Origin of the sequence: Pseudoalteromonas sp. M58 (assembly GCF_042604605.1) — a bacterium.
Classification (GTDB): domain Bacteria; phylum Pseudomonadota; class Gammaproteobacteria; order Enterobacterales; family Alteromonadaceae; genus Pseudoalteromonas; species Pseudoalteromonas tetraodonis.
Genome location: NZ_CP152390.1, coordinates 1,810,566 through 1,829,030 on the forward strand (window position 1 = coordinate 1,810,566; position 18,465 = coordinate 1,829,030).

The 18,465-nt window shown below is 39.2% G+C and carries 19 protein-coding genes; 6 read left to right on the forward strand and 13 right to left on the reverse strand.

The window, feature by feature from the left end:
* The first annotated feature begins 33 nt into the window (after window positions 1-33).
* The gene (gene metG, locus AAGD16_RS08325) at window positions 34-2,058 is read left to right on the forward strand and encodes a methionine--tRNA ligase (RefSeq protein WP_013465054.1); all 2,025 of its coding nucleotides are present in this window, start codon (window positions 34-36) and stop codon (window positions 2,056-2,058) included.
* Window positions 2,059-2,170: 112 nt separating this feature from the next.
* On the opposite strand, the gene AAGD16_RS08330 is transcribed toward metG, so the two are convergent.
* Window positions 2,171-2,812, reverse strand: a complete 642-nt coding sequence (locus tag AAGD16_RS08330; protein WP_377111212.1) for a hypothetical protein — start codon at window positions 2,810-2,812, stop codon at window positions 2,171-2,173.
* A gap of 224 nt (window positions 2,813-3,036) precedes the next feature.
* Window positions 3,037-3,210 (reverse strand): hypothetical protein, encoded by a 174-nt coding sequence (locus AAGD16_RS08335; protein WP_167380510.1) that lies wholly within the window; start codon window positions 3,208-3,210, stop codon window positions 3,037-3,039.
* Between the two features lie 135 nt (window positions 3,211-3,345).
* On the opposite strand from AAGD16_RS08335, the gene AAGD16_RS08340 reads away from it, so the two are divergent.
* On the forward strand, window positions 3,346-3,888 hold the full coding sequence (locus AAGD16_RS08340; RefSeq protein ID WP_028835159.1) for a DUF3365 domain-containing protein: 543 nt from the start codon (window positions 3,346-3,348) through the stop codon (window positions 3,886-3,888).
* Window positions 3,889-3,902: 14 nt separating this feature from the next.
* Here the strand turns inward: AAGD16_RS08340 and AAGD16_RS08345 are convergent, their stop codons facing one another.
* The 4 genes from AAGD16_RS08345 to AAGD16_RS08360 all read right to left on the reverse strand — a co-directional run bounded on the left by AAGD16_RS08345 (window position 3,903) and on the right by AAGD16_RS08360 (window position 5,580).
* Window positions 3,903-4,424 carry a DUF2937 family protein gene (locus AAGD16_RS08345; protein ID WP_377111214.1) on the reverse strand — a complete coding sequence of 174 codons (522 nt, stop codon included), beginning with the start codon at window positions 4,422-4,424 and terminating at the stop codon, window positions 3,903-3,905.
* A 91-nt stretch (window positions 4,425-4,515) separates the two neighbouring features.
* A complete protein-coding gene (locus AAGD16_RS08350) occupies window positions 4,516-4,992 on the reverse strand; it encodes a nucleoside deaminase (RefSeq protein ID WP_377111216.1) in 477 nt (158 codons plus the stop codon).
* A gap of 58 nt (window positions 4,993-5,050) precedes the next feature.
* Window positions 5,051-5,140, reverse strand: coding sequence for a hypothetical protein (locus tag AAGD16_RS08355; RefSeq protein ID WP_377111218.1), 90 nt, complete (start codon window positions 5,138-5,140; stop codon window positions 5,051-5,053).
* An 11-nt stretch (window positions 5,141-5,151) separates the two neighbouring features.
* Complete coding sequence (locus AAGD16_RS08360) at window positions 5,152-5,580, reverse strand: heme-binding protein (protein ID WP_377111220.1); 429 nt, start codon at window positions 5,578-5,580, stop codon at window positions 5,152-5,154.
* A gap of 241 nt (window positions 5,581-5,821) precedes the next feature.
* On the opposite strand from AAGD16_RS08360, the gene AAGD16_RS08365 reads away from it, so the two are divergent.
* Window positions 5,822-6,322: a fasciclin domain-containing protein gene (locus AAGD16_RS08365; RefSeq protein ID WP_064662513.1), complete on the forward strand. Its 501-nt coding sequence runs from the start codon at window positions 5,822-5,824 to the stop codon at window positions 6,320-6,322.
* 155 nt (window positions 6,323-6,477) lie between these two features.
* Window positions 6,478-7,191, forward strand: coding sequence for a flagellar brake protein (locus tag AAGD16_RS08370; protein WP_013465062.1), 714 nt, complete (start codon window positions 6,478-6,480; stop codon window positions 7,189-7,191).
* A 74-nt stretch (window positions 7,192-7,265) separates the two neighbouring features.
* On the opposite strand, the gene lepB is transcribed toward AAGD16_RS08370, so the two are convergent.
* The 4 genes from lepB to aceK all read right to left on the reverse strand — a co-directional run bounded on the left by lepB (window position 7,266) and on the right by aceK (window position 11,787).
* Window positions 7,266-7,850 carry a signal peptidase I gene (gene lepB / locus AAGD16_RS08375; protein ID WP_377111223.1) on the reverse strand — a complete coding sequence of 195 codons (585 nt, stop codon included), beginning with the start codon at window positions 7,848-7,850 and terminating at the stop codon, window positions 7,266-7,268.
* Window positions 7,851-8,304: 454 nt separating this feature from the next.
* Complete coding sequence (locus tag AAGD16_RS08380) at window positions 8,305-8,559, reverse strand: DUF2999 family protein (RefSeq protein ID WP_008113615.1); 255 nt, start codon at window positions 8,557-8,559, stop codon at window positions 8,305-8,307.
* Window positions 8,560-8,645: 86 nt separating this feature from the next.
* A complete protein-coding gene (locus tag AAGD16_RS08385) occupies window positions 8,646-9,608 on the reverse strand; it encodes a zinc-binding dehydrogenase (protein WP_377111225.1) in 963 nt (320 codons plus the stop codon).
* Between the two features lie 397 nt (window positions 9,609-10,005).
* The gene (gene aceK, locus AAGD16_RS08390) at window positions 10,006-11,787 is read right to left on the reverse strand and encodes a bifunctional isocitrate dehydrogenase kinase/phosphatase (protein ID WP_013465066.1); all 1,782 of its coding nucleotides are present in this window, start codon (window positions 11,785-11,787) and stop codon (window positions 10,006-10,008) included.
* 117 nt (window positions 11,788-11,904) lie between these two features.
* Here aceK and AAGD16_RS08395 point away from each other — a divergent pair, with 117 nt between their 5' ends.
* Entirely contained in the window at window positions 11,905-12,852 is a 948-nt protein-coding gene (locus AAGD16_RS08395) for a LysR family transcriptional regulator (protein ID WP_096038476.1), read from the forward strand.
* Between the two features lie 109 nt (window positions 12,853-12,961).
* Window positions 12,962-13,408, forward strand: coding sequence for a hypothetical protein (locus tag AAGD16_RS08400; RefSeq protein WP_096038477.1), 447 nt, complete (start codon window positions 12,962-12,964; stop codon window positions 13,406-13,408).
* An 11-nt stretch (window positions 13,409-13,419) separates the two neighbouring features.
* Here AAGD16_RS08400 and icd read toward each other — a convergent pair whose 3' ends face one another.
* The 3 genes from icd to AAGD16_RS08415 all read right to left on the reverse strand — a co-directional run bounded on the left by icd (window position 13,420) and on the right by AAGD16_RS08415 (window position 18,456).
* The gene (icd, locus tag AAGD16_RS08405; RefSeq protein ID WP_096038478.1) at window positions 13,420-14,670 is read right to left on the reverse strand and encodes an NADP-dependent isocitrate dehydrogenase; all 1,251 of its coding nucleotides are present in this window, start codon (window positions 14,668-14,670) and stop codon (window positions 13,420-13,422) included.
* Window positions 14,671-14,933: 263 nt separating this feature from the next.
* Window positions 14,934-15,674, reverse strand: coding sequence for a glycosyltransferase family 2 protein (locus tag AAGD16_RS08410; protein ID WP_058154721.1), 741 nt, complete (start codon window positions 15,672-15,674; stop codon window positions 14,934-14,936).
* Between the two features lie 97 nt (window positions 15,675-15,771).
* Window positions 15,772-18,456, reverse strand: coding sequence for a 7TM diverse intracellular signaling domain-containing protein (locus tag AAGD16_RS08415; protein ID WP_377111229.1), 2,685 nt, complete (start codon window positions 18,454-18,456; stop codon window positions 15,772-15,774).
* Window positions 18,457-18,465 lie beyond the last annotated feature (9 nt).

The following is an 18,465-nucleotide window of genomic DNA, read 5'->3' on the forward strand; positions in this document are numbered from 1 at the left end:
TTCCTGACTAGGAACGCTTAATTCGGAATGATTATGGCACAGCGAAAGATCCTGATTACTAGCGCATTACCTTATGCCAATGGCCCTACCCATTTAGGGCATTTATTAGAGTATATTCAAACTGATATTTGGTCGCGTTTTCAAAAACTACAAGGCCACGAAGCGTACTATGTGTGCGCCGATGATGCTCATGGCACACCTATTATGCTTAATGCGCAAAAGCAAGGGATCACGCCTGAGGAAATGGTAAAAAACGTTAGCATCGAGCGCCAACGCGACTTTGCTGATTTTAATATCAAATTTGATAATTACCACAGTACCCATAGCCAAGAGAATAAAGAATTTAGTGAGCTTATTTATAATCGCCTTAACGATGCCGGTCATATTAAAAAGCACACTATTTCACAGTTATTCGATCCAGAAAAAGGCATTTTTCTGCCAGATCGCTTTGTTACTGGCACGTGTCCTACATGTAAATCGGAAGATCAGAACGGGGATAGCTGTGATGCCTGTGGCGCAACCTATAGCCCAACCGAGCTAATCAACCCACGCTCTGTTATGTCGGGTGCTGAGCCTATCTTAAAAGATTCTGAGCATTACTTTTTTGATTTACCCGCCTTTGAAGACATGCTTAAAGAGTGGCTACATTCAGGCACAATTCAACAAGAAATGGCCAACAAGTTAGATGAGTGGTTTGCAGATGGTCTCCAGCAATGGGACATCAGCCGTGATGCACCTTATTTTGGTTTTGAAATTCCAAACGCACCAGGTAAATACTTTTACGTATGGCTAGATGCGCCTATTGGTTATATGGCGAGCTTTAAAAACTTATGTGATAAACAGGGCATCGACTTTGATGCATTTTGGCAAGAAGGTTCAGACGCTGAGCTTTATCACTTTATTGGTAAAGACATCATCTATTTCCACAGCCTATTTTGGCCTGCTATGTTAGAAGGCGCTCAATTTAGAAAGCCAACTAACGTATTCGCCCATGGTTTTGTTACGGTCAATGGCGCAAAAATGTCTAAATCAAAAGGCACGTTTATTAAAGCGCGTACTTATTTAGATAACCTAGACCCAGAATTTTTACGTTACTACTACGCAGCTAAACTTAATAGTGGCATTACCGATTTAGATTTAAACCTTGAAGATTTTGCACAACGTGTAAACTCAGACTTAGTGGGTAAAGTAGTGAATATTGCCAGTCGTTGTGCTGGTTTTATTACTAAAAAGTTCGACGGTAAGCTGAGCAATACAGTTATGCAACCTCAATTGCTTGCAGAATTCCAGAACGCATCAGCGACAATCACCGAATATTACGAGAACCGTGAATACAGCCGTGCAATTCGTGAAATAATGGCACTTGCTGATAAAGCAAACCAGTTCATTGATAATGCCGCGCCTTGGGTGCTTATTAAAGATGAGTCAAAGCAAGAAGAAGCGCATCAGGTTTGTTCACTAGGACTTAACTTATTTCGCGTGTTGATCACTTACTTAAAACCAGTGCTACCTGGCATGGCAAGTAATGTTGAAGCCTTTTTAAATGATGAATTATCTTGGCAGGGTGCGCAAACAGCGTTAGTAAACCACCCTATCAATAAATTTAAGCCGTTAATGCAACGTGTAGAAATGGATAAAGTGAATAAAATGGTTGAAGAATCAAAAGAAAGCTTAGTTGCTGAAAAAGACAAAATCGATCCTAATAGCCCACTTGCAAAAGAGCCTATTAGCGAAGAGATTGAGTTTGATGACTTTGCAAAGGTAGACCTGCGTGTTGCTAAAATTGCCAAAGCAGAGCACGTAGAAGGCGCTGACAAGCTGCTTAAATTAACCCTTGATTTAGGCGGTGAAACTCGCCAAGTGTTTGCTGGAATTAAATCGGCTTACGCACCAGAAGACATTGAAGGTAAATTAACGGTAATGGTTGCTAACCTTAAACCACGTAAAATGCGTTTTGGAATGTCTGAAGGCATGGTACTTGCGGCAGGCCCTGGTGGTAAAGAAATTTACATTCTTAACCCAGACGACGGCTCTGAGCCGGGTATGCGCGTAATGTAATTATTATCGCTTAAAGCCGCTAATATTTAGCGGCTTTTTTTTCACCTGTTATTTAGTTATTCTAATGAGAATTTTTAACGCCGCTATTCTCTGGTTTACTTCCTGAAAATAATTAAGCATTATTGCGATTTAGTATTACTGCAACAACTTTTGCTAAGTGAATCACTAAGCTTTGCGAGCTAATATACACAAACCAGTTTATATAGCGCACTTGAGGGTAAAAGCCTTCCCCCTGATTACCATAAATCCAAAAAGCACCAATAATGGCATCAGCCAATGCAGCAAGAAAAAGCCCTAAGCTCACCCACACTATTGGTTTGGGCGCGTTAATCCCACCATAGCCAACAACTAATACCAGACCCATAAGCCCAACAGCCGTTATCACTAAGCTATAGACCCCTGTCATAGCTAAAATAGTATCTCCTGCCCCCTCAAGATACATAGAAGAGAGCGACGCACTACTTAGCACCAACACAACAACAAAAAAAAGTGCACTTTTTATAAACGACACCCGACGTTTTATATTAAAAGCTAACACACAGGCTATAAATAAAAGGCTGTAACCAGGTGCAAAAAATAAGATTGAATCCACTAAGTAATCATGTTTTATCAAGGTACTATAGCGATAATAGTGTTGGGGTAAATTAAAATTAATCACATCACCCGCGATACACAACATAAAAGCGCCACTGCCTAAAAGAGCAATAAAGCGTAATTGTTGGTCTTTAAAACGTTTAAATACCCAAGCTGACATCGTTACACTATTAAACATAAGTAAGCAGAGCGAACTCAGTGACAACAGCATTAAAACACGTTTATTTTCAGGCGCAAGTAGCCCTATTAACATCACAGCTAAAGCGCACAGCCAAGCTATAAAAGTAATAATTTGATGCGGATGTTTTATAGATAACGGATTAATTGCACTATCCAACCTTTAAAATTAATAACGTTAACTTAGCAAGTTTTTATCGTCCAAGGCTATTTTTTGTTTTGCATGTGCTGTATTTCTTTTTGTGTTTTAAGCCGACATTGCGCTAACTGTTCGAGTCGAATTGCTTTAATAGCGGCTAATGGATCTTGTGCATTAAGTCCACCAGCATCATGGTTATTTTGTTGGTTTATTACTTTATTCTCACCGTGCTTATTGTGCATATCTTTTCTCTTGAAACTGTTTATCGATTTTAGGCGCGGTACCTTAAGTAAAAAAGTGCTTAAACGCTAAACGATTTACTTGAAAAACACCTGACACCCTGTATATTAGAACCTCCTAATATTTAGAGGTGTATTATGCGCATTATTTTGCTTTTTTCCAGTTTATTTATTTCATCCGCTGCTTTTGCTAGCAATACCGACGATGCACGACAAACAATCAAAGCATTTTCAAGTGATTTAAAACAGGTACTGGTTAGTACTATGAAACAAAGCGGCCCACTAGCGGCAATAAGTGTATGTAATACAGCTGCACCCGCTATCGCTTCACAACATAGCAATAGTCCTTGGCAAATTAGCCGCAGTGCTTTGAAAACTCGTAACTCAGATAATCAACCCGATGCATGGCTCAAAAATGTTTTATTAAACTTTGAACAACGTAAGCTCAATGGCGAGCCGGTAGCAAGCATAGAATATCAAGAGCAAAGACCCGATGGCTGGTATTTTGTAAAAGCGATTCCTACTCAAAAAGCGTGTTTAGCGTGTCATGGCAGTCAGATTGACCCCACAGTTTCTAAAAAAATAGCGACTTTATACCCTAATGATCAGGCAACTGATTTTAAACTGGGTGACATTCGTGGCGCATTTGTTGTTAAAAGGGCCAGTGAAAATTACCAATGATAACTCATTGACGATCAGCTATTGAATTTTACCGCATCGGATGCAATACGCTTTTTACGCCTAACATATAAAGTATGTGGCAGCATAAGTAATTGATTTAATAAAATAGCTAATACCAATGCAAACAACACTGCACTCGCGGTTAAAGGGATACCTAACTTAAAGTTATCAAGTGTATTTTGTAATCTGTCAACGCGCTCAGGGGAGAACATATACAGCATTTTTTGCACTAAATTACCTCGTTCAAAAATAGCCATCCCTTTTTTTAAATCGGCAAATTGCAGTAATGTTTGCTGTTTTTGATTTGCATCGGCTCTAACGCTAGGTTCAGGGTTAGCTAAGTGGCGGTTTATCATCGCTTGCGTGCTAGAAAAGTTATATTGCTTGGCCGTTTTTGCATAGCCGTCGACTTGCCATTTTGTTGCATGGTATAAGCCCGCTAAATGTTGTTGGTAATGATCACTCAGCTGCGGTAGTTGCAATGAAACAATAAAAGCGCAAGCAAATATTAACTTATCGAACAGGTTAACGATCATAATAATCCCTTGTGCTGCGTTTAATAAAAGTGACTACCGTTAACTATAGCAGGTAGTCGCTTTAGTCTAAATACCATGCGCTGCTGCGCTGTTAATCTGCTTGGTGGAATTGACGATGTAGGGCGTGAACCTGCTCAACAAGTGCTGGTACGGGCCCATAAACAGCGACATTAGGAGCAACCGCTTCAATAGGTAACGGGTTAACCGGCGACTTAGTCATTTTGAGCTCGCTAAGCCAGCTAGTTAATTGCGCAGATGAACTGACATACATAATTCGACCTAAGCCAACCCAGGCGTGTGCTGCGGAGCACATAGGACAATGTTCTCCTGAGGTATACACTGTGGCGCTGGCGCGTTGCTCTGGGGTCATATTGTTGGCTGCCCAACGAGCAATCTCAAATTCAGGATGACGAGTATGATCGCCACCCGCAACACGGTTGCGATCTTCCATACATACATGCCCATTAGCATCAACAAGGACTGAGCCAAACGGTTCATCACCTGCTTCTAACGCCTCTTTAGCTAGCGCTACGGTGCGTTTTAAGTGCGCTAAATCAGTCTCGTTCATAATCTGTAAACTCCTTTACTATCACTTTTGGGGATATTTAGTAACGTGATCAGTTTTTCTACTGCGCTAACCATAACGCTTTGATCCCTGCTTTTGCAACACGTACATCCTCACTGCCATGAGCACCGCCAACTCCCACAGCCCCCACCACAGTATCGTTTATATAATAGGCACCCCGCCATCCAATATTAAAATGTTTTCATCTAAATAACGAAGGTCTGCTGGAATAGTGCCCTCATTTATGCCTTTTGCTATAACTGCGGTTTCTCGCTTTTGCGAATTGGCGGTATATGCTTTTTTATAACTGGCACGAATAGTATGAACACCGGCACGATGATCGCGAAGTACCGCCAGCGTTTGTCCAGATGCATCCACAACGGTTATTGATACAGCTAAATTGTCCTTGAGCGCCGCTGCAGACGCTGCATTGACTATACGCTGTGCCATTTCACCCGTTAATTGTGCCACCATAGCCACATTTTCAAGCTGTTGATTATAAGTATTTATCTGCATTTCAGTTTGTCCAGCAACAGACGCTAATGAAGAAAGTGATGCAATTAGCGCTGTAAAAATAGCCCGTTTTTTCATGGTTTATTTCCTATTGTTAATTAATGACGTTATATCGCTGAACTGGATATAAAAAATTGAAAATAAACAGACCGTGTTTACTCATAAAAGCTTTCACTAGGAGGGTTAATAGCAGGCTTTGCTTTTTATAAAATACTTTTATTGGGATAAGGTAATGTAACCCCCCTTTTTTAAAATGATCGTAAGCTAGCAACCCGGCGTAATATTTAACCGACAACTAATCAATTTAAAGGAAAGTAACATGTTTAAGAAAATAGCGTCTGTTCTGACTTTTGTATTAGCAAGTTTAACCCTATCTTCAGCAGCTCATGCCGATCATCATGGTATGAAAAAAGATATCGTAGATGTAGCTGCTGCCAATGGTTCTTTTTCAACACTCGTTGCAGCTGTCAAAGCGGCAGGCCTCGTTGATACGTTAAAAGGAGATGGCCCTTTTACTGTATTTGCGCCAACTGATGAAGCATTTGCCAAGCTACCAGCAGGTACCGTTGAAAACCTTCTTAAGAGCGAAAATAAAGACAAGTTAACTGCAATTCTTACCTACCATGTGGTATCAGGTAAAGTAATGGCTGCAGACGTTGTAAAATTAGACAGTGCAACGACCGTGCAAGGCCAGTCTGTGAATGTAACCACCAATGATGGCTCTGTTATGATCAACAATGCAAACGTAGTTATGGCAGATGTAAAAGCCAGCAACGGCGTGATTCATGTCATTGATACTGTTTTGTTGCCAAAAGAGTAACAATCTAATCTCCACAGCGGAGTAAAATACTAACTCCGCTCACTATTACAAGCACAAAGTATTATTTTCTTTTACTAAATGCCCTCTTTTATACTAGTGATTTTTACACTATATTAAAAGATAATTAAGCGTCTGTTAATATTGAGAAAGTGTTTGTGGAAACAAATAAAAATAATACTACTGTTGAAGATAAACCAACTGAAGATCAAAAGAAGTTTTTCCTCGATTTACTCCCGGGAAAGCTAATTGATATACAATTTAACAATCCCATTCAGGTTCGCTTTAAACTCACTTTAATCGGCTACGACACCGGTAAATATTTAATATTAAAATACCCTGCTCAAGCAGGTAAAAATGATTACAGCGACATTTTAGTTGAAGGTAATGGGGCTATTGTACGGTATATTATTGAAGACGAACGGGGCGAATGTGTTGCTTTTTCAACCAGCATATTAGCGATTTCATTTCGCCCTGAACGATTAATTTATTTAGCTTACCCTAAAAAAATTGAAAGCCGACAATTACGTGAAACTAGCAGGTTGCCTACACACATTCCGGCTAAAATTAGTTTACATAAAGGCGATATTGATGCTGATAATAAAAGCTTATTGCACGGTTTAATTATTGATATTTCTCCGAGTGGCTGTCGCTTTGCTATTCACGTAAGCTCTGGATTTGTTGCACTAAAAAAACGTCAAGTTTTTGTGCATATACTTTCTCCATTAGACAACGAGCCTGTAATTATTACGTCTTACATTAGGAATAACCAAATGAAAGGCAACCGCCTTAGCGTTGGTATAGAGTTTGATGCTTCAGAGCAAGTTAAGCTTAACAAGCTGTTAGAAGCTTACTCGATTGATATTGATTAATGCCTTAAATAATCCTACCTGCAAAAACAGCAATGGCTAACCAATTTTGCTTAGCCATTGTAATAGTTAGTTTTTTATTCTAAACGCTTCAAAAACCGGTCACTTCTTGGCAAGTAGTAATCATCATAATCAAGCGAGACAATCACTCGCTCTGCCCGACCTAGCAACTCATCACGTGGAATTAATCCAATAACCCGTGAGTCCGCACTGTTATCGCGGTTATCACCCATAACCAGATAATGATCTGCTGCTATTGGTGTTGCCGGAAACTGCACTAAGCTTGCTGCCGATTTGGTAAGCCGTATGGTATGAGCATGCCCCTTTAAGTGCTCAGTTTTATCTAGCCACCGAATACTCTCGTTTAAAGTGCTATAACTTACTTTCTCGCCATTAATGGTCAATTCGTTATTTTGCAACGAAACTATATCACCTGGTGTGCCAATAACGCGTTTTATTAAACGGTTATCCGCCACTTTAGAATCAAATACAATAATATCGCCGGTTTGTGGTTCTGCCAATCTTATCAGGGATACATGCGTAAATGGTATACGTAAATCATACGCCATTTTATCGGTAAGGATTCGGTCGCCTTCTTCAATAGTCGGTTTCATTGAACCTGTTGGTACTTCGTACCAATCGGCGACGGCACTACGAAACACACTCTTTAAAATAATAAAAACAATAGGGCCTGTTGACCTTTGCGGATTGGAATTTGTTCAAACAAGGGGCGATTTAATCGCGGCGCGAGGTTTGTAACCTAGTGGGCTAAGTAAAAACCGAGTAACAAAGAGTTAATCGCCCCTTGGAAGAACCCTTTGGGCAATATCTGTTTGGCATTGATGCTACGTTATCGCCTATTTATGGGGAATAACCACACCACATAGGCTCTGCCTTGCTTAAATACCAAACAGACTACTGCAAATTCAACCTTGAAAGGTTAACAGGCCCTTAAGAACGGTTATTTTTCCAAAATTTATAAAGTCGCTTCATGTTTTGTCCCTGCTATAGGTTAAGTATTTATTTGACTGTATAAATGCAGAGCCGTTCAAATGAGTGTGTTACAAAACATGTTTAGGGATAGAGACATGCATAAAACATGTCTCTAAAGATAGTTTACTGCTGGTTTAACTTGTCTTTCGCTTCTTGTACTTTTGCAAAATCTAAACCTAACTCATCCGTTGCTTCTTTAATTAAATGAGGTTGGGTCATTACTACCGCCATCAATTGCTGAAGTTTTTCAGGTGGTATGCCCAGCTCTTGTACTAATGCCATAGCCATCATTGGGTTTTGGGTAAATGCTTCAAATAATGCCGCTACTTTTTCATCGCTGACATTGTGCTCTTTTAATATTGCAATAATTGGATTCATTATTAACCTTAAAATCGAAATAGTTTTTTAAAGTATATGGCCTCATACAGGGATTAACAATATTAATCCCTGTGGCATTACTTTTTTCACTCTACCAACAATACAACTTTACCTGAGTTTTCATTACCCTCTAAGATGGCATGTGCCTCACTAGCTTGTTGCCATGGCATGGTTTTATAAATATTAAAGTCATACTTTTGATTGGCAATATCATCATAAAAGCGCGCTACAAATGCATCTCTTAACGCGCGCTTAAACGCGATACTGCGATTACGTAATGTGGAGGCATGAAACGAAATACGCTTTTGTAATAAGCGTGCAAAATCGACTTCGGCAAAGCGACTATCTAAAAATGCGAGCATCACAATCTGACAATCCATTGCGGCAACTTTGGCATTTTTATTCAAATAGCGGCCAGAAACCGGATCGACTATGGCGTTTGCACTTAAGTTATGTGCCTTCATATATTCAACAAAATCAGTGGTTTTATAATTAATCACATGGTCAGCACCCAAGCTTTTAGCGTGTTCACATTTTTCATCAGATCCTGCTGTTATTACCACCTGTGCACCGGCACTTTTTGCCATTTGAATAGCCGCTCCGCCCACGCCACTGGCACCGGCATGAATAAGCGCCGTTTGCCCTGATTGTAGTTTTCCTAACTCAAAGAGTGCGCCAAAGGCAGTTAAATACACTTCACTAATAGCAGCACCTTGTGCCATAGAAATATTATCTGGCAATTCCATTAATTGCTGCGCATCTACCGCGACATATTCACTGTAAGCACCTCCAGCACATAGAGTAAAAATACGCTTATCTTGCCATTTAGGGTCTACCTCACTGCCAAGCTCACACACGGTACCTGCACATTCGAGTCCTAGAATAGGGCTATCCCCTTCAGGAGCAGGATACTTACCTTGACGCTGCATACAATCGGCGCGGTTAACGCCAATAGCTGCTACTTTTACCAGTACTTCATTACTGCTAATCTTCGGCTTGTCGGTTTGTTCAAACGCTAACTGCTGATCTTGATGTGAAATGTACTGCATAAATCTCCTCGTATTTTATTCTATTTAATTTTTCGCCATACTTCGGCTTCAACTAACTCGTTATTTACTGTGTCATATGATTAAAGTGTGTAGCAGTTATTAATTTTATTGATGTAACCTCGGGGTTTTAGCACTGGCAAACACAAAGCCTGACAACAAAGCAAAGCCAACTAATATAAACTTAATAATACTCCTTTTGGTGTTAACAGCGCCTTAAGCACGAAAATTCAGTGCTGATTTAACCAGTGTATTGGCCTTTGTCGACTAACCTTTGTTCAATTTAGGCCGAACTCGTTGGGCAGTGCATGTTCTGCATTTATGCTGCGTTATCAGCAATTGCTGGGGAAGCATTGCCTAAAAACACGACTTCAAACTTAACCTTGAAAGATAAACAAAACTATAAATTATTAAAACGCCAGCTTTGTTTATAAGGATATACATCAGGAAGCTGACCCTGCTCAATACCTTGCTGGGTCATTTGCCAGTACTTTGCCGTAAATAAATCACTATGATAATGATTAAAATGGCTAAAGGCACTGCTACTGGCACTAAAAAACACCTTAAATTGACTAGGAAATATATCATTTTGGTCTATATCAAAATAAGAATGTGAGCTTATTTCCTCTAACGCGTTGTCAGTATTTGGCACTTCTCTAAAATTACAATCAGTAAGAGGGCAAATTTCATCGTAATCATAAAATACCACTCGCCCCCAACGTGTCACGCCAAAGTTTTTCATTAGCATGTCACCGGCAAAAATATTTGCACTGGCAAGCTCTTTAATCGCTTTACCATAATCAACCATCACCTGCTGCAGTGATTTACTGCTACATTGACCGATATATAAATTAAGCGGTGTCATTTTTCGCTCAACATAGACATGTTTGAGTATTAACGCTTTACCCGAAATAATTAAGCTATCACCAATGTGTTTTTTCATTTGTGTAAGCAGTTCATCACTAAAACGACTTAAATCAAAGGCTAGGTATCTAAATTCATGAGTATCAACTAATCGCCCTACTCTATCAGCCTGTTTTACAAAGTTATATTTATCTTTTACCTGCTGTTTTGTCGCCGTTTTTGGTGCACTAAATTTATCTTTTATTACTTTGTACACATAGTCTAGGCCATCAATTGTAAAAACAAGCATCACCATACCTGGTGTACCTGGCGCTAAATGATATTTATATTGCTCGGGGCTACTTTTAGTCGTATCCACCTTATAGCGATAAAATTCTGTTTTCGCATGTTTAATAAAACCTATCGCATTAAACAATTCAAACCGTTGTTTGTGAGGCATTAACACACTTAAGTAATCTACATACCTTGCAGGTTGGTCGGTATCTACCATAAAGTACGTGCGCGCAAAGCCAAATAACAAGCTCAGCTGATCAGCACCCATCATCACAGCATCAATTGTAAGCCCGTCAGGGGTATTTAAAATGGCTATTGCAAAGGGCATATTATCGCCATTTTTAGCAATACATCGTCCTATTACATAACACGCTTTATTTCGGTAAAAGTGTGAATTGGCGTACTCAATATAGCCGTCATTTAAACTTATTAGCTCATACACTTGTCTGCATTGTTGCTGCGCCCCTTGGGTTAACGTTGCTTGTAGTTTAGCTAAGTCCTCGTTTAAATTTTTAAATGGCACTCTAAACACTTGTTCATTGACTAAAGTTTTAACTGCGCTATCAAAGCCTTCTTTTAAGGAAATACGACTCACAAGCCCTTCATAAGAACGTGGTTGCCCCCGGTACTTTGCTTTTAAGACAAATAAATGCACCGTACGAATTTTTTTATCATCCCAAATAGCGCCAAAAGTAGAATTAAAAAACGTATGTGCAATTGGCTGGTTTTCATGCTCTTTAACCATTTCGCCATAAATATTTTTTGCTCGTTGCCATGTTTGTGGGCAGTTTAGTTCATCATAGGCAATCACTTTAACGGCCTCACTCACCTGCTTTACTTGACGCTCATACACTTGCAAGCGCGCTCGCATTGCCGCTTGCACCTCATGATATTGGCGTTGTTCAAAGCGACTTTGTGCCCCTAAGGTAATATTTAAGAACTGTGCAAACATAGCTTCAAAGCCAGCAAATACAGCGCGTGCTAACTTAGTGGCTATGAGTTCTTGTATAGGATTGTGGGTAGACGTTAACGACGTGCTAGGCATAGTATAGGCGCTTCTATTTTTAGCAATTATGCTGATTATTTTTTATTAGAGGTTTACACCTTAGCAAGCACGCTTTAATTTAGATAATTAATACAGCAAATAAATAAAATTGATCATATGAATATAAGAAATGTCGATCTCAACCTACTCGTCTATTTAAATGTATTAATAGATGAAAAAAGTGTGTCTAAAGCGGCCAATAAACTCGCATTAACACAACCGGCTATGAGCAATGCGTTAAAACGCCTAAGAGACTTATTTGACGATCCTTTGCTTGTTCGTGCAGCTGGCTCCATGACCCCAACAGCTAAAGCCCTTGCCCTTAAACCCGAAATTGAAGCGCTGTTAAAAATGGCAGAAGAGATCACGCAGCCCAGTGAGCAGTTTAATCCGGCTACCGCCAACGTGACGTTTCGTATTATGGCAAACGATTATATAGAATCGACGCTAATTGCCCCCTTTATTTGCGAGCAGCTTGCTAAAAATCCGGGCATTGACTTCGATGTACTTAGCCCCAGCGACGTTAACCTACAGGATATGGAAAAAGGCACTATCGATTTGGCAATAAACCGTTTTAATGGTCTGCCGCGCTCTTTTCATCAAGCTACTGTATGGCGAGATAACTACTGTTGTTTAACCCATCCACATAATCCATTTTTAAACGATGCAAACTTAGACCAATACTTAAAAAGTGAACATATTTGGGTTAATCGAGCCGGCTGGGGCCCCGAACCCGCTGTGACCAATAAATCAGGTAAACAAAAATTAGGCTGGGTCGATGAAGCATTATGGCAATTAGAACAAACACGTAAAATACGCGTATTTACTCGTCATTACATGATTGCCAGTTTACTGTGTCAATCTGAGCAACTCATTGCAACCCTTCCGCGTCGTCAAGCAAAGCTTTTAACTAGCCATACTAATTTAGTGATTAGCCCTGTGCCATTTCAAATCGTCCCCATAGAAGTAAAAATGATATGGAGCCCGTTATTACACCATACGCCAGCGCACCAATGGCTTAGACGCGAGTTGTTGGCGTTTGCAAATACAGTGATTGATAGGTAAAGAATTAAAATATTGATCAAATCAATATCAGTTATTGAAAACAACAATTTCATTAATATTACACTTAGCGCTACAGTGAAGTTAAGCCAACAAACTAAGAGTAATAATTATGCAAACATCAGCAAGCTTCACACAACAAGACGGATTATTCATTGATGCAAATTTACATCAATTCATTGAACAACAATTGTGTCGTAAAACAACACTTCAAACGCAACACGTTTACCAAGCGTTAGCCACGTTAGTTGATGAGTTTGGGTGTGCATGTCGTAAAACAAAACACCATGAAAACGACATTCTCGACGTGAATACTTTATTAAATGCATATCAACGTAAAAGTCATCCACATTGTCATGTCGATGCACAAACAACCGCAGCCGTTCTAGATGAATACTGTTGCCAAGTGCCTGCAATTATTGTGGTTGCTTTAATGGATACGCTTAGTGGCACACTCTGTGATGAGCCAAGCGCCCATAAACTTTACCACAGAGCTGCAGAGCTGACAGAGCGTCCATGCGTTCATCGCGAGCAAACAGCTAACGCCTCTGCAGCGTAAAATGCTGCCCTTTAAAAGTGCTCGATAACCTTGTTGGCAAATTGTTTGCAACTTAAGGTTGTCGAGTTATGATTTGATTGAGCTAAATCAAATGTAACCTGTCCACTGGCAAATGTGCTTTCAAGCGCGTTTTCAATTAAACAAGCAGCCTCACTCCATCCCATAAACTTAAGCATTAGCACCGCACTTAATAAGCTACTGCTCGGATTTGCCTTATCTTGCCCTGCTATGCGCTCAAATGTACCATGTGTGGGTTCAAAAAAAGCAACTTCGGTATTTAAGTTTGCCGTCGGCATAATCCCTACTCCACCGACTTGTGCACTGAGCATATCGGCTAAAAAGTCTCCGTTTTGATTAGTGGTGGCCACCACATCAAATTGAGCAGGATCCATTAAACACTGCTGAAGCATATTATCGGCAATTACTTCTTTAATAACCAGCGGCGGTAAATCAGCACGTTGTATTTCAAGCCAGCGCCCGTTTTGATGCTCAACGGCAGCGTATTCATGTCTGGCCAGTGCAAATCCCCAGCGCTTAAATGCGCCATCGGTGAACTTAAGTACATTACCTTTGTGAACTAAAGTGAGTGATTCACTATTATTTTTTAGGGCATAATTAATTGCATAGCGTATTAATCGCTCTGATCCCTCTTTAGAGATATTTTTAATACCTAAACCACACTCTTGGGTAAAACGAAGCCGAGTTACGCCCATTTCTTCACATAAAAAATCGAGCATTTTTTCACTTTCAACACTGCCCGCTTGCCACTCAATTCCTGAGTACACATCTTCACTGCTATCACGCAGCACGGTAATATGCGTGGTAAATGGGTTTTTTAATGGTGACGGTAATGCACTAAATCCTTTAATGGTTCGCATATTTACATACAAATCCATTTCATGACGAAGCGCGACATTTAGCGAGCGAAATCCGCCTCCAAGCGGTGTTGTTAAAGGGCCTTTAATCGCGATTTTACAATCTCGTACTGCATTAATCGTTTCTTGAGGGAACCAATCACCGTCATAAAGCTTGGCAGCTTGCTCACCATTGTAAACTTGCATCCAATGAATTTTGCGTCTTGCGCCATAACTATGCTCTATGGCGGCATCCACTACTTTTCGCATCACTGGCATCACATCTAGGCCGACGCCATCACCATCAATATAAGCAATAATAGGGTGTTCGGGTATATGCCACTGTCCTTGTTCATCAATAAGTATATGTTCACCATTTTCTGGCACAGTAATATGTTGATATTGCATTGTTAACACCTAGAAAAACATCCTCTTTCCATTAAAGCATGTTCGTTAATAGGTGTCTGTAATTGCATTTTTATAATTGATATCACCGCAGCGAATAACTGCACGGTATTCACTATTAGTAAAAATAAGGGAACGATTTTTTAATAAAGGTGGCATCAGGCATTTTATTTAACACCCGACCAAATAGAACATTACTGAGTAGAGCATAACTGCAGATTAATTTTAACCACCGGATGATTATAAAATTAACCTGCTAAGTGAGATTATTTATAATAGGCAAATAAGTATTTATTGAAACTATATTGGCTTTGTATAACCGCAATAACAAATCCTGCTTTACCATCTAAAAAGCCACGTCTTAAAAAATAATGGCGGATAAAAGCAAAAAAAGCGGAACTACTTGCCTTCAAGAGTGATGGTTTTTTACCCTTATTTACCATTTGCTCTGCACCTATGTGCGCATAATGATTTCTTTTATTCATATAGCCAAAAATATCTTCATGCTGAAAATGTAATATATTTTCTTTCAACTCAATTGGTTTACAATCAAGCATTACAACAGACTCATGCACTAAGTTTTGGTTATAACCTGTTATTTTTTTATTGTAGATACGCGCAATACGATCAGGATACCAGCCGCTGTGTCGAATAAATTGGCCACAAAAATACGTTAAACGGTTAAGCTTTAAAATATTTTTCTCATTGCATTTTGCCAATGTCGTTATTATTTCTTCCTTTAAACGCTCACTGACAACTTCATCACAGTCAATTGCAAAAATCCAATCGTTAGTTGCTAATGCTTCTGCCCTTCGTCTTTGCTCACCAAACCCTTGCCAGTCATCACGCACAAATACTTTATCTGTGTATTTATTTGCAATAGCACGTGTTTCATCAGTGCTACCTGAATCAAGTACAATAATTTCATCTGCCCACTTTACTGACTCTAAACAACGCTCAATTTTATCCTTTTCATTTTTACATATAATACAAACAGATAGCTTCACAAAATTTCCTTTTTAATAACGCTGTATTTTAAAAATTATCTTCCTATTATAAACAGATCATAACAACACAGGAAACAAGGCTTTAAAAAGTATGGTTTTAAGCTTCTAAAATAACGTCAATTGTATTGAGTAAAGCCTCTACTTGATGTCTATCAAGCACGGCGTTAGCGGATTTTAATCGTTTTTCAAACTCAACAGCTTGTTGATACAGTGCTTGGCATTCAAACATCCCTGCCGTTCCCTTAATCATATGTACGCTGCGTGCAAAGCCGGTTATATCACCCTGCTTAAATTGCGATTGTAATGTGTGTTTTTGTTTTTTTAATCCTTTAATGTATTCTTGCTTGAGCAGTGCAAACTCATCATCAGGCAGCTTAATATTTTCGCATATATCAATATCAAGATAACTTGCGATTTTACTACTAAAGCACCGTCTATCGATGGGTTTGGCAATATGATCGGTAAAACCTTGTTTTAAATAGCGATCTACTTCATGCTTCATCGTATTCGCAGTAAGCGCCACAATCGGTGTTGTTACACCCGTGGCTTGCATAATATTAATTGCTTGTTCACCATCCATAATTGGCATTTGAATATCTAATAAAATTAAATCAAATTGTTCATCAAGTGTCGCTTGTGCAGCATCTCGGCCATTTTCTACTGCCACCACAGTTAAACCCATTCGCTCTAAAATCCGCTTAATCAGCTGTCGGTTTTCTGGGTGATCTTCAGCCACGAGTACCCTACCAATCAAATTTCGCAGGTTACTATTTAAAGGGAGCTCTTTGTTTTGTGACTTACAGATATCGTCAAATGCGTAAACCCATTTTGTATGCTCCGTTGTATGCAGTGCCATAGTAAAACAAAACTCACTGCCGCTACCGAGTACAGAATAAACCGTAATATCCCCATCTAGTTTAGTTGCTAAGCTTTTTGATATGTTTAATCCAAGTCCAGTGCCACCGTATTTACGAGAAATCGACGAGTCAGCTTGATGAAAGGGAGTAAATAGATCTTTTTGCTCACTGTCGGTCATACCTATTCCCGTATCTTTCACTTTAATAATTAGTTGTTTTTTATTACAGCTAACCGTTAGCTTTATATAACCTTGGCTGGTAAATTTAAGCGCATTGCTTGCTAAATTTAATAATATTTGTCTCAATCGAGTTGGATCTGAGACTATCCAATCAGGTAGCGGAAATTGATAATCAACTTTAAATTTTAAGCCTTTATCACGAATTTGTTTTCCTAATAACGATTCGATTTCAGCAATAGTGGCAAACAAGTCCGTTTCAACTAGCTCTATCTCTAGACGGTTAGCCTCAATTTTTGACATATCCAAAATGTCATTAATTAAGCCAAGAACATGACGACTATTTTGCAAAATCACCCGAATGCCATGGTTTCTCTCATGAGGCTGTATATCACCTAAAATAATACCATCAGCATAACCAATGATTGATGTCATTGGGGTGCGAATTTCGTGGCTCATATTGGCTAAAAATCGACTTTTAGCTTCACTTGCATCACGAAGTTCTTCAGCTAATTGTTGTAACTCTTGAGTACGCAACTGTACTTTGTATTCTAAATTTTTAGTCAACTCAACATTCTCATGGTGTAAAATGCTAAATTTATTTGCCACGGCAAAAGCAAGTAGCACTGCATCGAGTGCGGTACCAATGAGCCCAAGTAAATAGAGATCCATCTTTATGGGTTCAATTAGCCCTAAATTAGTTAAATTGCCGACCATATTAGGAATGGCCATCGCCAAATACGCTAAAACAAAATAGCGAGCGGGCTTAAAGCCACTTAACCAACTTCGTATACCAACAATCATACCCAGGCACAAAGTAGCCCCCGTTACTAAAGTAGCCCATATAAAGCCAAAACCTGGCCAAATGATTGCAAATGGAGTACCTGCGGTAGCAATAATGCCCAAGTAAATTGAAAACCGTGATAATTGAGGAGACGTTTCCTTTAATTTAAGTAAGCTGTTAAAAAATAAGATATTTGTGATGGGAATTAAGGTAAAACCTAGCCAATGAAAATGGGCGTTGTAAAAACCAAAAATTTGATCTGGTATATGAAAAAACTGACTCCAAGCTAATACCCAGCACGCGGTAAACAGGGCGTAATACAAATGGGTTTTATCTCTATCACCCAAGTAAATAAGAAAATTGTATAAACCTAATGCAATACCAACCCCAAAGCACAGCAGCATAATCATGTTATCTGATGTTTTTTTCACAAAAAAATCATCATAAGGTGAAAGCACTAATTTAGGTGGGGTGTAAAAGTATTCACTTTGAAATTTTGCAATTAACATATAGGGACGATTAGGCGTAAGCTCAATTCTATTACCATAATGAAATGCAAACTCATTAGGGTAAATGCCACCCGTTGTATAACGATTTATTGACTCATCAAAATTCGACATATCATAAATACGCGTCTCAATTTTTGAAAGCAGCGTGTTATAGGGATATAACACAAGTTCATTTAAATCAGTTTTGTTTTCCAGCTTAATCACAAACCAAAAACTACCACCAAAAAACGATGTTCTCGATTGTGGTTGCTTTTTTTCAAGCCACGTTTCTATATCGCTATGGTCTCGGGGAAAAGCGCCATCAGTGACTTGAAATACACTGCCTTGATTAAGCAAATCAGTATCTTGTTGTTTCAAAGTATAAGCAAAAGGCTCAAGTGCATTTGCCACTGCTAAATTGCTAAAGCATATAAATACACAATATATAAATAGCTTTAGAGCTGCCTTTATTGGCATACTTTGCAC

Excerpts from the sequence above, each read along its gene's own strand:
- icd (WP_096038478.1), bottom strand. The coding sequence starts at position 14,670 with ATGCAATATCAACATATTACTGTGCCAGAAAATGGTGAACATATACTT.
- AAGD16_RS08350 (WP_377111216.1), bottom strand. The coding sequence starts at position 4,992 with ATGAACGAGACTGATTTAGCGCACTTAAAACGCACCGTAGCGCTAGCT.
- AAGD16_RS08360 (WP_377111220.1), bottom strand. The coding sequence starts at position 5,580 with ATGAAAAAACGGGCTATTTTTACAGCGCTAATTGCATCACTTTCTTCA.
- AAGD16_RS08380 (WP_008113615.1), bottom strand. The coding sequence starts at position 8,559 with ATGAATCCAATTATTGCAATATTAAAAGAGCACAATGTCAGCGATGAA.
- AAGD16_RS08340 (WP_028835159.1), top strand. The coding sequence starts at position 3,346 with ATGCGCATTATTTTGCTTTTTTCCAGTTTATTTATTTCATCCGCTGCT.
- AAGD16_RS08330 (WP_377111212.1), bottom strand. The coding sequence starts at position 2,812 with ATGTCAGCTTGGGTATTTAAACGTTTTAAAGACCAACAATTACGCTTT.
- AAGD16_RS08385 (WP_377111225.1), bottom strand. The coding sequence starts at position 9,608 with ATGCAGTACATTTCACATCAAGATCAGCAGTTAGCGTTTGAACAAACC.
- AAGD16_RS08365 (WP_064662513.1), top strand. The coding sequence starts at position 5,822 with ATGTTTAAGAAAATAGCGTCTGTTCTGACTTTTGTATTAGCAAGTTTA.
- aceK (WP_013465066.1), bottom strand. The coding sequence starts at position 11,787 with ATGCCTAGCACGTCGTTAACGTCTACCCACAATCCTATACAAGAACTC.
- AAGD16_RS08415 (WP_377111229.1), bottom strand. The coding sequence starts at position 18,456 with ATGCCAATAAAGGCAGCTCTAAAGCTATTTATATATTGTGTATTTATA.
- AAGD16_RS08395 (WP_096038476.1), top strand. The coding sequence starts at position 11,905 with ATGAATATAAGAAATGTCGATCTCAACCTACTCGTCTATTTAAATGTA.
- AAGD16_RS08345 (WP_377111214.1), bottom strand. The coding sequence starts at position 4,424 with ATGATCGTTAACCTGTTCGATAAGTTAATATTTGCTTGCGCTTTTATT.
- metG (WP_013465054.1), top strand. The coding sequence starts at position 34 with ATGGCACAGCGAAAGATCCTGATTACTAGCGCATTACCTTATGCCAAT.
- AAGD16_RS08335 (WP_167380510.1), bottom strand. The coding sequence starts at position 3,210 with ATGCACAATAAGCACGGTGAGAATAAAGTAATAAACCAACAAAATAAC.
- AAGD16_RS08400 (WP_096038477.1), top strand. The coding sequence starts at position 12,962 with ATGCAAACATCAGCAAGCTTCACACAACAAGACGGATTATTCATTGAT.